The 14,340-nt window shown below is 64.7% G+C and carries 13 protein-coding genes; 5 read left to right on the forward strand and 8 right to left on the reverse strand.

What is annotated here, in order from left to right; genetic code table 11:
• Window positions 1–117: 117 nt before the first annotated feature.
• From accC to scpA, 4 genes are all read right to left on the reverse strand, one after another.
• Complete coding sequence (gene accC / locus AC1PQG_RS22640) at window positions 118–2,121, reverse strand: acetyl-CoA carboxylase biotin carboxylase subunit (RefSeq protein WP_481119993.1); 2,004 nt, start codon at window positions 2,119–2,121, stop codon at window positions 118–120.
• Between the two features lie 20 nt (window positions 2,122–2,141).
• A complete protein-coding gene (locus AC1PQG_RS22645) occupies window positions 2,142–3,677 on the reverse strand; it encodes an acyl-CoA carboxylase subunit beta (RefSeq protein WP_346287192.1) in 1,536 nt (511 codons plus the stop codon).
• A gap of 36 nt (window positions 3,678–3,713) precedes the next feature.
• On the reverse strand, window positions 3,714–4,706 hold the full coding sequence (meaB, locus tag AC1PQG_RS22650; protein WP_481119994.1) for a methylmalonyl Co-A mutase-associated GTPase MeaB: 993 nt from the start codon (window positions 4,704–4,706) through the stop codon (window positions 3,714–3,716).
• 67 nt (window positions 4,707–4,773) lie between these two features.
• Window positions 4,774–6,936 (reverse strand): methylmalonyl-CoA mutase, encoded by a 2,163-nt coding sequence (scpA, locus tag AC1PQG_RS22655; protein WP_481119995.1) that lies wholly within the window; start codon window positions 6,934–6,936, stop codon window positions 4,774–4,776.
• A gap of 283 nt (window positions 6,937–7,219) precedes the next feature.
• Between scpA and AC1PQG_RS22660 the strand changes: the two genes are divergently transcribed.
• A complete protein-coding gene (locus AC1PQG_RS22660; RefSeq protein ID WP_481119996.1) occupies window positions 7,220–7,888 on the forward strand; it encodes a GntR family transcriptional regulator in 669 nt (222 codons plus the stop codon).
• Between the two features lie 120 nt (window positions 7,889–8,008).
• Here the strand turns inward: AC1PQG_RS22660 and AC1PQG_RS22665 are convergent, their stop codons facing one another.
• Complete coding sequence (locus AC1PQG_RS22665) at window positions 8,009–9,673, reverse strand: cation acetate symporter (protein WP_481119997.1); 1,665 nt, start codon at window positions 9,671–9,673, stop codon at window positions 8,009–8,011.
• Window positions 9,673–10,008: a DUF485 domain-containing protein gene (locus AC1PQG_RS22670; protein ID WP_481119998.1), complete on the reverse strand. Its 336-nt coding sequence runs from the start codon at window positions 10,006–10,008 to the stop codon at window positions 9,673–9,675. The genes AC1PQG_RS22665 and AC1PQG_RS22670 overlap by 1 nt, the downstream gene beginning before the upstream one ends.
• A gap of 226 nt (window positions 10,009–10,234) precedes the next feature.
• Between AC1PQG_RS22670 and AC1PQG_RS22675 the strand changes: the two genes are divergently transcribed.
• Both AC1PQG_RS22675 and AC1PQG_RS22680 read left to right on the forward strand, forming a co-directional pair.
• On the forward strand, window positions 10,235–11,017 hold the full coding sequence (locus tag AC1PQG_RS22675) for an enoyl-CoA hydratase/isomerase family protein (RefSeq protein WP_481119999.1): 783 nt from the start codon (window positions 10,235–10,237) through the stop codon (window positions 11,015–11,017).
• Between the two features lie 228 nt (window positions 11,018–11,245).
• Window positions 11,246–11,707 carry a bacteriohemerythrin gene (locus AC1PQG_RS22680; protein WP_481120000.1) on the forward strand — a complete coding sequence of 154 codons (462 nt, stop codon included), beginning with the start codon at window positions 11,246–11,248 and terminating at the stop codon, window positions 11,705–11,707.
• A gap of 54 nt (window positions 11,708–11,761) precedes the next feature.
• On the opposite strand, the gene AC1PQG_RS22685 is transcribed toward AC1PQG_RS22680, so the two are convergent.
• Together AC1PQG_RS22685 and AC1PQG_RS22690 are read right to left on the reverse strand one after the other, a co-directional pair.
• Complete coding sequence (locus tag AC1PQG_RS22685; protein ID WP_481123050.1) at window positions 11,762–12,565, reverse strand: sulfite exporter TauE/SafE family protein; 804 nt, start codon at window positions 12,563–12,565, stop codon at window positions 11,762–11,764.
• A 17-nt stretch (window positions 12,566–12,582) separates the two neighbouring features.
• Window positions 12,583–13,059, reverse strand: coding sequence for an EVE domain-containing protein (locus AC1PQG_RS22690; protein ID WP_481120001.1), 477 nt, complete (start codon window positions 13,057–13,059; stop codon window positions 12,583–12,585).
• Window positions 13,060–13,249: 190 nt separating this feature from the next.
• Here AC1PQG_RS22690 and AC1PQG_RS22695 point away from each other — a divergent pair, with 190 nt between their 5' ends.
• Both AC1PQG_RS22695 and AC1PQG_RS22700 read left to right on the forward strand, forming a co-directional pair.
• On the forward strand, window positions 13,250–13,483 hold the full coding sequence (locus tag AC1PQG_RS22695; RefSeq protein ID WP_481120002.1) for a hypothetical protein: 234 nt from the start codon (window positions 13,250–13,252) through the stop codon (window positions 13,481–13,483).
• Window positions 13,480–14,337: a DMT family transporter gene (locus AC1PQG_RS22700; protein ID WP_481120003.1), complete on the forward strand. Its 858-nt coding sequence runs from the start codon at window positions 13,480–13,482 to the stop codon at window positions 14,335–14,337. The genes AC1PQG_RS22695 and AC1PQG_RS22700 overlap by 4 nt, the downstream gene beginning before the upstream one ends.
• The last annotated feature ends 3 nt before the right edge of the window (window positions 14,338–14,340 follow it).

Below are 14,340 nucleotides of genomic sequence, written 5' to 3' on the forward strand. Positions count from 1 at the left end.
AGACGACCCCGCTCCCTCGACAGGAACCCGCTTTTCGAGCGGATCTCCCTCCCCATCGAACGAAAACCAACTGTGACCGCGCCCGGCTGGGAGAGCCTGGGCGCGGCGGTGAATTGCTTACTCGAACTCGATGATGACTTCGTCCACCGACAGGCTTGCGCCGGCCGAGGCGGAGATCTTCTTGACCTTGCAGTCCTGCTCGGCCTTGAGAATGTTTTCCATCTTCATCGCTTCGATGACCGCCAGCTTCTCGCCGGCCTTCACTTCCTGGCCGACCTGCACGGAAACTTCGCGCAGCAGGCCCGGCATCGGGGACAGCAGGAACTTGGACAGGTCGGGCGGCAGCTTCTCGGGCATCAGCGCCAGCAGTTCGGCGGCACGGGCGCTCATGACCATGAAGTCGGCGCGGGTGCCCCAGTGGAACAGGCTGTACTTGATCTTGTGGCGCTCGACCTGGAGGGTGAATTCCTCGCCGTTGCAGGTGCCGTTGAACAGGGACTCGCCGAGCTTCCAGTCGGACTTGATCTCGTAGCTCTCGCCCTTGTATTCCACGTGGTAGCCGCCGTCGATCGGACGGGCAACGACCGGGTGGTGCTCGTTGCCTTCCTTGTTCAGGCGGATGACCATCCAGTGGTCGTCCACGATGCGCTCGTGGCCTTGCAGCTGGCCGGTGATCGACGCGGAACGGTCGGTGAAGGCGCGGTAGACGTAAGCCGCAACCGAGACCAGCAGGGCCGGATCATCGTGGGGCACCATCGAGGCGTCGAAGCCCGTCGGATAGTGCTTGGGGATGAAGCCGGTGTCGAAGATGCCGGAATGGAAAACCGGATGCTGCATCAGCGCGGCCTGGAACGGAATGTTCGAGGAAATGCCGCGGATCACGAAGCCGTTCAGCGCGTCACGCATGCGGGAAATCGCCTGCTCGCGGGTGGCGCCGTGCACGATCAGCTTGGCGATCATCGAGTCGTAGTACATCGAGATCTCGCCGCCGTCGTAGACGCCGGTATCGACGCGCACCTGGCCCGCCACTTCCTTCGGCGGCTGGAACTTGACCAGGCGGCCGGTGGACGGCAGGAAGCCACGGAACGGATCTTCGGCGTTGATACGGCATTCCATCGCCCAGCCGTTGATCTGCACGTCGGCCTGGGTCAGCGGCAGCTTCTCGCCGTAGGCGACGCGGATCATCTGCTCGACGAGGTCGAGGCCGGTGATCAGCTCGGTAACCGGGTGTTCCACCTGGAGACGGGTGTTCATCTCGAGGAAGTAGAACTCCTTGGTCGCGCCGGACACCACGAATTCGACGGTACCCGCGGATTCGTAGTTCACCGCGCGGGCCAGGGCCACGGCCTGCTCGCCCATGGCCTTGCGCATTTCGGGGTCGACGAAGGGGCTCGGCGCCTCTTCGATGACTTTCTGGTGGCGGCGCTGGATCGAGCAGTCACGCTCGTTCAGATACACGTAGTTGCCGTGGCTGTCGCCGAGCACCTGGATCTCGATGTGGCGCGGCTCGAGCACGTACTTCTCGATGAAGACGCGGTCGTCGCCGAAGGAGTTGCGCGCTTCGTTGACGCAGGAGGAGAAGCCTTCATGGGCTTCGGCGTCGTTGTACGCAACCCGCAGACCCTTGCCGCCGCCGCCGGCGGAGGCCTTGATCATCACCGGGTAGCCGATCTTCTTGGCGATCTCGACAGCTGCATCGGGACCATCGATGGCGTCGTTGTAGCCGGGGATGGTGTTGACCTTGGCTTCGATGGCCAGCTTCTTGGACTCGATCTTGTCCCCCATCTTGGCGATGGAGTAGTGCTTCGGACCGATGAACTTGATGCCTTCTTCTTCCAGGCGACGGGAGAACTCGGCGTTCTCGGACAGGAAGCCGTAGCCGGGGTGCACCGCCTCAGCGCCGGTCTGCTTGCAGGCGGCGATGATCTTGTCGGCGACCAAGTAGGATTCCTTGGAAGCCGCCGGTCCGATGCACACGGCCTCGTCGGCCATATCCACGAACAGGGCGTCCTTGTCGGCCTCGGAATAGACGGCGACGGTCTTGATGCCCATCTTGCGGGCAGTCTTGATGACGCGGCAGGCGATTTCGCCGCGGTTTGCAATCAGGATCTTGGTAAACATGTCTTGGGCGTCCTCGGCGATCACAGCGGAATGTTGCCGTGCTTGCGCCACGGGTTATCGAGCTGCTTGTCCTTCAGCATCGCCAGCGAGCGGGCGATCCGCTTGCGGGTGGCGTGCGGCATGATGACGTCGTCGATGAAGCCGCGGGCACTGGCCACGAACGGGTTGGCGAACTTTTCCTTGTACTCGGCTTCGCGCTCGGCGAGCTTGGCGGGATCGTTCTTCTCTTCGCGGAAAATGATCTCCACCGCGCCCTTCGGGCCCATCACCGCGATTTCGGCGGACGGCCAGGCAAGGTTCACATCGCCACGCAGGTGCTTGGAGGACATCACGTCATACGCGCCGCCGTAGGCCTTGCGGGTGATCACGGTAACCTTCGGCACGGTGCATTCGGCGTAGGCGTAGAGCAGCTTGGCGCCGTGCTTGATGATGCCGCCGTATTCCTGGGCGGTACCCGGCATGAAGCCCGGGACGTCCACGAAGGTGACCACCGGAATATTGAAGGCGTCGCAGAAGCGCACGAAACGCGCGGCCTTGATGGCGCTCTTGATGTCCAGGCAGCCGGCCAGCACCAGCGGCTGGTTGGCGACGATGCCCACCGGGCTGCCGTCGATGCGGCCAAAACCGATGATGATGTTCTTGGCGTAGTCGGGCTGCAGCTCGAAGAAGTCGCTGTCGTCGACCACCTTGACGATCAGCTCCTTCATGTCATACGGCTTGTTGGCGTTGTCCGGCACCAGGGTGTCGAGGGAGTAGTCGTAACGGGCGACCGGATCGTTGGTCGGCGTGACGGGGGGCTGCTCCCGGTTGTTGGCCGGCAGGAAGTTCATGAAGCGGCGCAGCATGGACAGCGCCTCGACATCGTTCTCGAAGGCCAGGTCGGCCACGCCGGACTTGCTGGTGTGGGTGACCGCGCCGCCCAGTTCCTCGGCGGTGACGTCTTCGTGGGTCACAGTCTTCACGACTTCCGGACCGGTCACGAACATGTAGGACGAGTCCTTCACCATGAAGATGAAGTCGGTCATCGACGGGGAGTACACCGCACCACCGGCACAGGGGCCCATGATCATGGAGATCTGGGGCACGACGCCGGAGGCCATCACGTTGCGCTGAAACACGTCGGCATAGCCGCCGAGGGACGCCACGCCTTCCTGGATACGGGCGCCGCCCGAGTCGTTGAGGCCGATCACCGGGGCGCCGACCTTCATGGCCTGGTCCATCACCTTGCAGATCTTCTCGGCATGGGTTTCGGACAGGGAGCCGCCGAACACGGTGAAGTCCTGGGAGAACACGAAGACCAGGCGGCCGTTGATGGTGCCGTAGCCGACGACCACACCGTCACCCGGGGTCTTTTCGGCTTCGTTCATGCCGAAGTCGACGCAACGGTGCTCCTTGAACATATCCCATTCCTCAAAGGAATCCGGGTCGAGCAGCAGCTCGATACGTTCACGGGCCGTCAGCTTGCCCTTCTTGTGCTGGCTGTCGATACGCTTCTGGCCGCCACCGAGGCGGGCCGCTTCGCGCTTCTTTTCCAGCTGGTGGATGATGTCGTGCATTTACAGCCTCCAGTCAAAAATCGGGATGTATTTGTTTCAGCCCAGATAGCCCAGCAGCCGCAGCGCGGCCGCGGAGGGCGTCGTCTGGCCGGCCTCGACGGCCGCTTGCAAACCGGGCAGGTCCTGTTGCACCCGGGCGTGACTTGCGAACCGGGCCCGCAGGCCCTGGTCGATGAGTTCCCACATCCACGCGCGGGCCTGTTGGCACCGGCGGGCCTCGAACTCCCCGCTCCGTTTCATGGCGGAACGGTAATCGTTGATGGTATTCCAGAATTCGGCGATGCCCTGCTTCTGCAATGCAGAAAGCATCAGCACCGGCGGCATCCAGTTGGGCGAAGCATGACGCAGCATGCCCAGTGCGCTCTTGATCTGTCCGCGTGCCACGTTGGCGGCCTGCGGGTTGATGTCGGCCTTGTTGATGACAATCAGGTCAGCGATCTCCATGATCCCCTTCTTGATCGCCTGCAGGTCGTCGCCGGCGTTGGGCAGCTGCAGCAGACAGAAGATGTCGGTCATGCCGGCGACCGCGGTCTCGGATTGGCCGACGCCGACCGTCTCGATGATGATCACGTCGAAACCGGCGGCCTCGCAGACCAGCATCGCCTCGCGGGTCTTCTCGGCGACACCGCCGAGGCTGCCGGCCGACGGGCTCGGGCGGATGAAGGCCTCAGTGCGCTGGGACAGCAGCTCCATGCGGGTCTTGTCGCCGAGGATGGAACCGCCGGTGACGCTGGACGACGGATCCACCGCCAGCACCGCCACCTTGTGGCCCTGCTCGATGAGATACAGGCCGAGGGCTTCGATGAAGGTGGACTTGCCGACCCCGGGCACCCCGGAGATGCCGACGCGCATCGACTTGCCGGTGTGCGGCAGCAGGCCTTCCAGCACGTTGCGGGCGCGCTGCTTGTGGTCCGTGCGCTGGGACTCGATCAGCGTGATCGTCTTGGCCAGCGGGCGCAGCTGGTGCTTGAGGACGCCATCGACCAGGGCCTGGTCGGCAGCATCCCGTTGCGGAAGATCGGCGGGCATGTTCATGGGCTCGATAATGACCTGTGCGCCGGCCATGGCCGGCGCACTTTCGGACTTCGGTCGCGGATCAGGCCTTGCGGGCGGCGCGGATCTGCTTCAGCACTTCACGGGCGGCGGTCGGGATCGGGGTACCCGGTCCGAAGATGCCGGCCGCGCCGGCCTGGTACAGCGCGTCGTAGTCCTGGGCCGGGATCACGCCACCGACGAAGGTGATGATGTCGTCGGCACCCTGCTCCTTGAGGGCCTTGATGACGGCCGGCACGAGGGTCTTGTGGCCGGCAGCGAGGCTGGAACAACCGACGGCATGCACGTCGTTCTCGACTGCGTGACGCGCAGCTTCTTCCGGAGTCTGGAAGAGCGGCCCGATGTCGATGTCGAAGCCCAGGTCGGCGAAGGCGGAGGCCACCACCTTGGCGCCGCGGTCGTGGCCGTCCTGGCCGAGCTTGGCGATCATGATGCGCGGACGGCGGCCTTCCTCGGCGACGAAGGCGTCGATGTCGGCCTTGAGGGCCTGCCAGTCTTCATTGCCTTCGACCACCGAGTTGTAGATGCCGGTGACGGCCTGCGGGTTGGCGCGATAGCGGCCGAAGACCACTTCCAGCGCATCGGAGATTTCACCGACGGTGGCGCGCAGGCGCACGGCCTTGACGGTCAGGTCGAGCAGGTTGCCGTCACCGCTCTTGGCGGCTTCGGTCAGCGCGGCCAGCGCGGCATCGACGGCGGCCTGGTCGCGGGTGGCGCGGATGCGCGCCAGGCGCTCGATCTGGGCTTCACGCACGACGTGGTTGTCGATGTCGAGAATGTCGATCGGGTCTTCCTTGGCCAGCTTGTACTTGTTGACGCCGACGATGACGTCCTTGCCGGAGTCGATGCGGGCCTGCTTCTCGGCGGCGCACTCCTCGACCTTCATCTTGGCCCAGCCGGATTCGACGGCCTTGGTCATGCCGCCCATCGCCTCGATCTCCTCGATCAGGGCCCAGGCCTTGTCGGCCATGTCCTGGGTCAGCTTTTCCATCATGTAGGAGCCGGCCCACGGGTCCACCACGCTGGTGATGTGGGTTTCTTCCTGGATGATGATCTGGGTGTTGCGGGCGATACGCGCCGAGAACTCGGTCGGCAGCGCGATGGCTTCGTCGAGCGCGTTGGTGTGCAGGGACTGGGTGCCGCCGAACACCGCGGCCATCGCCTCGATGGTGGTACGCACGACGTTGTTGTACGGATCCTGCTCGGTGAGCGACCAGCCGGAGGTCTGGCTGTGGGTCCGCAGCATCATGGACTTCTGGCTCTTCGGCTCGAACTGCTTCATGAGGCGCCACCACAGCATGCGCGCGGCACGCATCTTGGCGATCTCGAGGTAGAAGTTCATGCCCACCGCCCAGAAGAAGGACAGGCGGCCGGCAAAGGTGTCCACGTCCATGCCGGACTTGATGCCGGTGCGCACGTACTCGACGCCGTCGGCCAGCGTGAAGGCCAGCTCGATGGCCTGGTTCGCGCCCGCTTCCTGGATGTGGTAGCCCGAGATCGAGATGCTGTTGAACTTGGGCATGTTGGCCGACGTGTACTGGAAGATGTCGGCGATGATCTTCATCGACGGCGTCGGCGGGTAGATATAGGTGTTGCGGACCATGAACTCCTTGAGGATGTCGTTCTGGATGGTCCCGGACAGCTTGTCCTGCGAGACGCCCTGCTCCTCGGCGGCGACGATGTAGCCGGCCAGGATCGGCAGCACGGCGCCGTTCATGGTCATGGAGACAGAGATCTTGTCGAGCGGGATCTCGTTGAAGAGGATCTTCATGTCCTCGACGGAGTCGATCGCCACGCCGGCCTTGCCGACGTCGCCGACCACGCGGGGATTGTCGGAGTCGTAGCCGCGGTGCGTGGCCAGGTCGAAAGCCACCGACACGCCCTGGCCGCCGGCGGCCAGCGCCTTGCGGTAGAAGGCGTTGGAGGCCTCGGCGGTGGAGAAGCCGGCGTACTGGCGAATGGTCCAAGGACGAGCCGCGTACATGGTGGCCTGGGGGCCGCGCAGGAAGGGCTCGAAGCCCGGCAGCGTGTTGGTGTACTTGAGGCCTTCGAGGTCGGCTGCGGTATACAGCGGCTTGACCGTGATGCCTTCCGGCGTCACCCAGTTCAGCTTGGCGACATCGCCTTCAGGAGCCGATTTGGCGGCGGCCTTGTTCCAGGCGGCCAGATCAGGTTGCGGGAAGGTCGGTTCGGTGTTGTGCGCCATGGCTTTTCTACCCTCACGTAGCTGGGCTGTTTACTGCAACCCTTGGTAATTAGTGACGTCAGTACCGGCCGTGACCCCTGGCCACGGCCGGCTGCCGTGTCCCGCGCAGGGAAGTTTTCTCCCTCCCTCTGTTTTGTGGCCCACCAGCCTTTCGGCGGTGGATCCGTACAAGGGTTACATCCTGCGCAGGAACTTGACTTGCTGTCTTGTAGATAATACTTTATCCATAATTATGGATGCAACCACTGCCGACAACGCTCTGACGAAACTTTCGACCGAACCCATGAATGCCGGCCGGATCGCCCCCCTCGCCCTGTACCAGGAAGTCGCGGAACGCCTGCGCCAGCGCATCTTCTCCCACGAACTGCCGCCCGGCACCTGGGTGGATGAGCAGGCGCTGGCGAGCCAGTATGGCATTTCGCGCACCCCGCTTCGTGAAGCTTTGAAGGTGCTCGCCGCCGAAGGCCTGGTGACCCTCAAGCCGCGCCGCGGCTGCTACGTGACGGAGATTTCCGAGCGTGACCTGGACGAGATCTTCACCGTGCTGGCCCTGCTCGAGGGACAGTGCGCGGTCAATACCGTGCACAAGGCCAGCGAGGCCGACCTGAAGCGCCTGGCCGCCATCCACCAGGATCTCGAACGGGCTGCCGCCGCCAACGACATCGACGGCTTCTTCGAGGCCAACCAGGCCTTCCACCAGGAAGTCCAGCTGATCGCCGACAACCGCTGGCTGACCCAGGCCATCACCGACCTGCGCAAGGTCATCAAGCTGTCGCGCCACCACTCCCTGTTCATCGAGGGCCGGCTGGAACAATCCCTCGCCGAGCACCGGGCCATCCTCGACGCCCTTGACCGGCGCGATGTGACGGCCACCGAACTTGCGATGCGCGACCATATCTCCAGCGGCCGCGCAGCCCTCGCCAAGCTCGCCCACCGGGACAGATCGACCTGAGCCTCCCACCCATAGCCTCACCGCAGGGGTGATCCGCCCCAACAATGAACAAACCCCCGAACGGGCGAACCCGTCGGGGGTTTGTTCATTCAGCCCGGCGCCCCGCAGGGCGCAACGGCATCAGTGGGCGCTGGCTTCAGCGGCACCGAAACCGGTCTGGGCACGTACGTACTGGTCGTCGAACTGGGCGCGTTCGGCCTGGGCCTCGGCGCTGTTGTCGAGCTTGGAGATGATGATCGTCACCAGGAAGGCCAGCGGCATGGAGAACAGAGCCGGCTGGTCGTACGGGAACAGCGCCTGGGCGTTGCCCAGCACGGTGACCCACACGGACTTGGACAGCAGCACGAACAGCACCGCCGCCACCAGGCCGGAGTAGCCGCCGACCACTGCGCCGCGGGTGGTCAGACCCTTCCAGTACATGGAGAGGATCAGCACCGGGAAGTTGGCGGACGCGGCGATACCGAAGGCCAGCGCGACCATGAAGGCCACGTTCATCTTCTCGAAGGCGATGCCAAGGATGATCGCCACGATACCCAGACCGATCGACGACAGCTTGGAAACGCGCAGTTCCTCGGTCTCGGTGGCCTTGCCCTTGCGGAGCACGCGGGCGTAGATGTCGTGGGAGATCGACGCCGCGCCGGCCAGCGCCAGGCCGGACACCACCGCCAGGATGGTGGCGAAGGCCACCGCCGACAGGAAGCCCAGCAGCAGGTTGCCGCCGACCGCCTTGGCCAGGTGCATTGCCACCATGTTGCCGCCGCCGATGATCTTGCCGCCGATGTTTCCGCCTTCGAAGAACTCGGGGTTCTGACCGACGATGATGATCGCCGCGAAGCCCATCAGCAGGATCACGTTGAAGAAGTAGGCGACGAAACCGGACGCGTAGAGCACCGACTTGCGGGCTTCCTTGGCGTTGGTGACGGTGAAGAAGCGCATCAGGATGTGCGGCAGGCCGGCGGTGCCGAACATCAGGCCGAGGCCCAGGGACAGCGCGGTGACGGGATCCGGCAGCAGGGAGCCCGGGAACAGGATCTTCTCGCCCAGGCTATGCACCGAGATGGCCTTGTCCATCAGCGTCTCGAAGCTGAAACCGAACTGGGACATCGCCAGGATCATCACCAGCGTGCCGCCAGCCAACAGCATGCAGGCCTTGATGATCTGCACCCAGGTGGTGGCAACCATGCCGCCGAAGGTCACATAGACCATCATCAGCGCACCGACGACGAACAGCGCGATGGTGTAGTCGAGGCCGAACAGCAGCTTGATCAGCTGGCCGGCGCCAACCATCTGGGCCACCAGGTAGAAGCACACCACGGTCAGCGAGGACACCGCCGCCATCGTCCGCACCTTGCTCTGATTCAAGCGGTAGGAGGTGATGTCGGCAAAGGTGAACTTGCCCAGGTTGCGCAGGCGCTCGGCCATCAGGAACAAGATGATGGGCCAGCCGGCGAAGAAGGCGATCATGTAGATGTAGCCGTCGACGCCCTTCGCATACACCATCGCGGTGAGGCCCAGCAGGGTCGCCGCCGACATGTAGTCGCCGGCGATCGCCAGGCCGTTCTGGAAGCCGGTGATACCGCCACCGGCGGTGTAGAAGTCGGCCGCCGACTTGGTGCGTCCGGCGGCCCACTTGGTGATGCCCAGGGTCATCCCGACGAAGACCACGAACATGCCGATGGCGTGAAGATTGAGGGGTTGCTTCTCGGTGGCGGAAATCGCGTCACCGGCGAAGGACAGGGCCGGCGCCAGCAGGCCCAGCAGCAGGACATTCAGACGGGCCAGCATCACTTCACCTCCTTGGCGGCATCGCGGACGATTTCGGTGGTGATGTCGTCGAACTCACCGTTCGCGCGCTTTACGTAAACGGCAGTCAACACCCAGAAAAAGATGAACATGAACAGTTCGGCGGCGATGCCGACCGTCACGTAGGAACCCTCGGACAGGCGCTGGCCGATCACTTTGGGCGTGAAGGCCACGACCATGAAGAAGCCGTAGAAGATCGTCAGGACGATCACCGACAGCAGCGTGGCAAAACCTTGGCGCTTCGAGACCAGCTCGGCGAAGCGCGGGTTGCTCCGGATACGTGCGTAGACCGCACGTTGAGACGATGTGCTCGACATGAATTCCCTCCCTAGAGAACGTCAGTGGATGCGGCGCGATCTGCCTGTTGGATTTGTAATGCGGCGATCGGATGGCTTTTTTAGTGTGGTGCGTCCCGGTGGACGAAGCCGCGCCATTACTTCGCCCGATGGGATGATATAACATCTATATGACTCCATACCATAACGTACGGCGGGTTTATTGCGCAGCGTAACACCGCCACCACCACCCACTATGGAAACCCCAATGTCCGGTGAAATCCTCTTCAGCCAGGATGGCGGCGTCGCCACCCTGATCCTTTCCAATCCCGACAAGCTCAATGCCGTCGATGCCGGCATGTGGCGCGGCCTGCATGCCCGCATGACGGCGGTCAATGCCGATCAAGACGTACGCTGCGTGATCCTGCGCGGCGCTGGTGAAAAGGCCTTCGCCGCTGGCGGTGACATAGAGGAATTCATTACCGTCCGCGCAACGGTGGACGACGCCCTGCATTACCACGAGGAACTGGTCGCCGCGGCCCTCGATGCGGTACGCGCCTGCCCGGTGCCGACGGTGGCGATGATCCGTGGCGCCTGCGTCGGCGGCGGCCTGGAGATCGCCGGTTGCTGCGACATCCGCATTGCCGGCGAATCGAGCCGCTTCGGTGCGCCGATCAACAAGCTGGGTTTTTCCATGTATCCCGGCGAGATGGCCGGCCTGCTGGAACTGGTCGGTCCGGCGGTACTTCTCGAGATCCTGCTAGAGGGCCGCATCCTGGGCGCCCGCGAAGCCCTGTCGAAGGGCCTGCTGACGCGCGTGGTGGACGACGAGGAGGTGGAGAAGGAAGCCCTCGCCACTGCAGAGCGCATCCTCAAGGGCGCGCCGCTGGTTGCGCGCTGGCACAAGCAATGGGTGCATCGTCTGATGCAGGGCAGCCCCCTCGACGATGCGGAAAAGCGTGCCGCCTTCGATTTCCTCGCCACCGAGGACTACCAAGAGGGCCTGGCCGCCTTCCTCGCCAAGCGCACGCCGGTTTTCAAGGGACGCTAAGCCCCCTGCTCGAGCGCCGCGGACACCCCTCCCGCGGCGGCCGACTACCCTGCTCGGGAAACTTTCTTTGCACTTTGTCTGTCACTCGGTAGGCATAGGCGATTAACATACCGCCCTGCGCTCCCCGGCAGATACTCCCCGCACGACCGCCCCGCGACCCATAAAGCCGTCCGCATGCTTCGGACGGCATGTAGCCATTGGCGGCGTGCGCCCGCACAAGGAAAAACAATGGCATATCTCTCGTGGTCTCCCGACCTGGACACCGGCATCCTGGAGATCGACAACCAGCACAAGCAGATCATGGACTTCATCAACCGCCTGCACGACGCGCGGCAGCACGCCGACCGCCTCGGCGTCATCGCGGTGGTGGACGACCTGGTGGAGTACACCCTGTCCCACTTCGCCTTCGAAGAATGTCTGATGGAGGACGCCGGCTACGAATTCGTGCGCGGGCACAAGAAGGTGCATGAACTCTTCGTCCGGCGGGTCAGCGGCTTCCACGACCGCATCAAGAAGGGCGAGGACATCTCCCACGAGCTGCACAGCCTGCTGCACCGCTGGCTGTTCAGCCACATCCGCCACGACGACCACGCATACGTCGCCGCGGTCCGCCCGCAGATGAAGGCCCTCGCCGAGGAGAGAGCCCCGGAAGGCTGGTTCAGCCGTTCGCTGAAGCGCTTCTTCGGCTAAGCAAGACGTCGCGGGGCGCGTTCATGCGCCCCGCGAGGCTGCACGCTTGCAGCCTCAACCCAGCACGGTGTGCAGCATCTTCAGCGACAGCAGCACCAGCAGAGCAGCGAAGATTTTTTTCAGCGTCGCCACTGGCAGGCGGTGGGCCAGCCCGGCGCCGATCGGCGCGGTGAAGGTGGACACCAGGCTCACCAGCACCAGTGCCGGCAGGTTCACGAAGCCCACCGTCCATTCGGGCAGGCCGGGGGCCCCCCAGCCATTGATCAGGTAGCCCAGCGCACCAGCCAGCGCGATCGGCAGGCCGATGGCCGCCGAGGTGCCGATGGCGTTCTGCATCTTCACGTTGCACCAGGTCATGAACGGCACCGACAGGGAGCCGCCGCCGATCGCCACCAGCGCCGAGATGCCGCCGATCACCCCTCCGACTCCGGCCAGCCCGGCCGCACCGGGCAACTCCCGCGACGGCTTCGGCTTGACGTTGAGAATCATCTGCACCGATACATAGGCCATGAAGCAGCCGAAGAAGATCGCCAGCGGCGCCGTCGCCACCCGCGACGCGATGAAGGTGCCGCCGAAGGTGCCGGCCAGCACGCCCGGGGTGATGCCCTTCACGATATCCCAACGCACCGCGCCATGAGCGTGGTGGGCGCGCAGGCTGGAGATGGAGGTGATCACGATGGCCGCCATCGACGTGCCGAGGGCCACATGCACCAAATGCTCGCGCGCAAACCCCTGGGCTGCGAACAGCGTGGTCAGCATCGGCACCATGATGCCGCCGCCGCCCACGCCGAGCAGTCCCGCAAAAAATCCCACGCAGCCCCCCAGAAGCAGGTAGGCCGCCAGCCATTCGATACCCATGGTCAGCTTGTCGATATTCAGATCAGATCGGTTGCGCCGAGCAGTTGCCCGACGATGAATCGCCACTCGGCCGGCTCCACCGGTGTGATCGACAGCCGGTTGCCGCGGGCGAGGACGCGCATGTTCTCCAGTTCGGGCTGGCTGCGCAACTCGGGCAAACCCACAAGCCGCGTCTTGCGCACGAACTGCACGTCCACATGCAGCCAGCGCGGCTGCTCCGGCGTGGCCTTCGGATCGTAATAGCGGCTCGCCGGATCGAACTGGGTGGCGTCCGGGTAGGCCGTGGTGGCCACCCGCGCGATGCCGGCAATGCCAGGCTCGGCGCAGCCAGAATGGTAGAACAGCACGCCGTCGCCGATCTGCATGCCGTCGCGCATGAAATTGCGCGCCTGGTAATTGCGCACGCCATACCACGGCACGGTCTGGTCCGGGCGCTTCTGCAGGTCGTCGATGGACACGTCGTCCGGTTCGGACTTCATCAGCCAGTAACGCATGATTCACTCACTCCACAGGCGGCGCCCGACCGGGTGCCGAAATCCGCATATTGCCCAGCCGGCCGCCCCACGCCAAGCCGGAACGCCCCGCCCACCGCGGCGGCAGGCCAGCGCCATACCCGGCAGCCCAGGCCGCCTGGGGTATCATCGGGGCCTGCCCGTCTTCCCGCCGATCCCCCTGGAGCCCCGCATGAACACCCCCGTCGAACGCCGCAAGAACCTCAGCCTACGCGAGCTCGTCGACCAGGCCTACGTCCTCATCGAACCCTTCTTCGACCCGGCCAACGCCTGGAACGGCCAGACCCTCGAACACCTGGCGTATCGCGTGCTGCGCGAACAGTTGCCGGGCATCCCGGCGCAGGATGCGCAGATCATCGTCTCCGTCGCCACCCGCATCTACCGCAGCAAGCACGGGCAGCAATGACGCGCCTGTACCCGCTGCTGTTCGTCGTACTGTGGAGCACCGGTTTCATCGGTGCCAAGTACGGCCTGCCCTATGCCGAACCCCTCAGCTTCCTGTGCGCCCGCTACGGGCTGGTGATCCTGCTGATGGGCCTGGTCGCCGTCGCCACCCGCGCCCCTTGGCCGCGGGAGCCGCGCCAGTGGCTGCATATCGGCGTCAGCGGGGTGCTGGTCCATGCGGTCTACCTGGGTGGCGTGTTCACCGCCATCCGCCACGGCCTGCCGGCCGGCATCACCGCGCTGGTGGTCGGCCTGCAGCCGCTGCTCACGGCCCTCGGCGCCGGCGCGCTGCTTGGCGAGAAAGTGTTGCCGCGCCAGTGGGCCGGCCTGGCCCTCGGCTTCGGCGGTGTCGGGCTGGTGGTCGCCCACAAGGTAGCCGCCGCAGCCGGCACGCCCGAACTGGCCGCCATGCTGCTGCCGGCCGTCGCAGCCCTCCTCGGCATTACCGTCGGTACCCTCTACCAGAAGCGCTTCTGCCCGGCCTTCGACCTGCGCACGGGTTCGGTGATCCAGTTCCTGCCCACCCTCGCCCTGTCGCTGCTGGTCGCCAGCCAGACCGAGACGATGCACATCGACTGGAGCACCCAGTTCATCTTCGCGCTGCTGTGGCTGGTGCTGGTGCTGTCGGTCGGCGCGATCAGCCTGCTCAACCTGCTGATCAGGAGTGGCAGCGCGGTGAACGTGGCCAGCCTGTTCTACCTGACGCCCCCCACCACCGCACTGATCGCCTGGGCCGCCTTCGGCGAGACGCTCACCGGCCTGGCCCTGGCCGGCATGGGGCTGACCGTCTTCGGCGTGTGGCTGGCCCGCAAGTGAGGG

Source organism: Zoogloea sp. GDB6, from assembly GCF_056724105.1.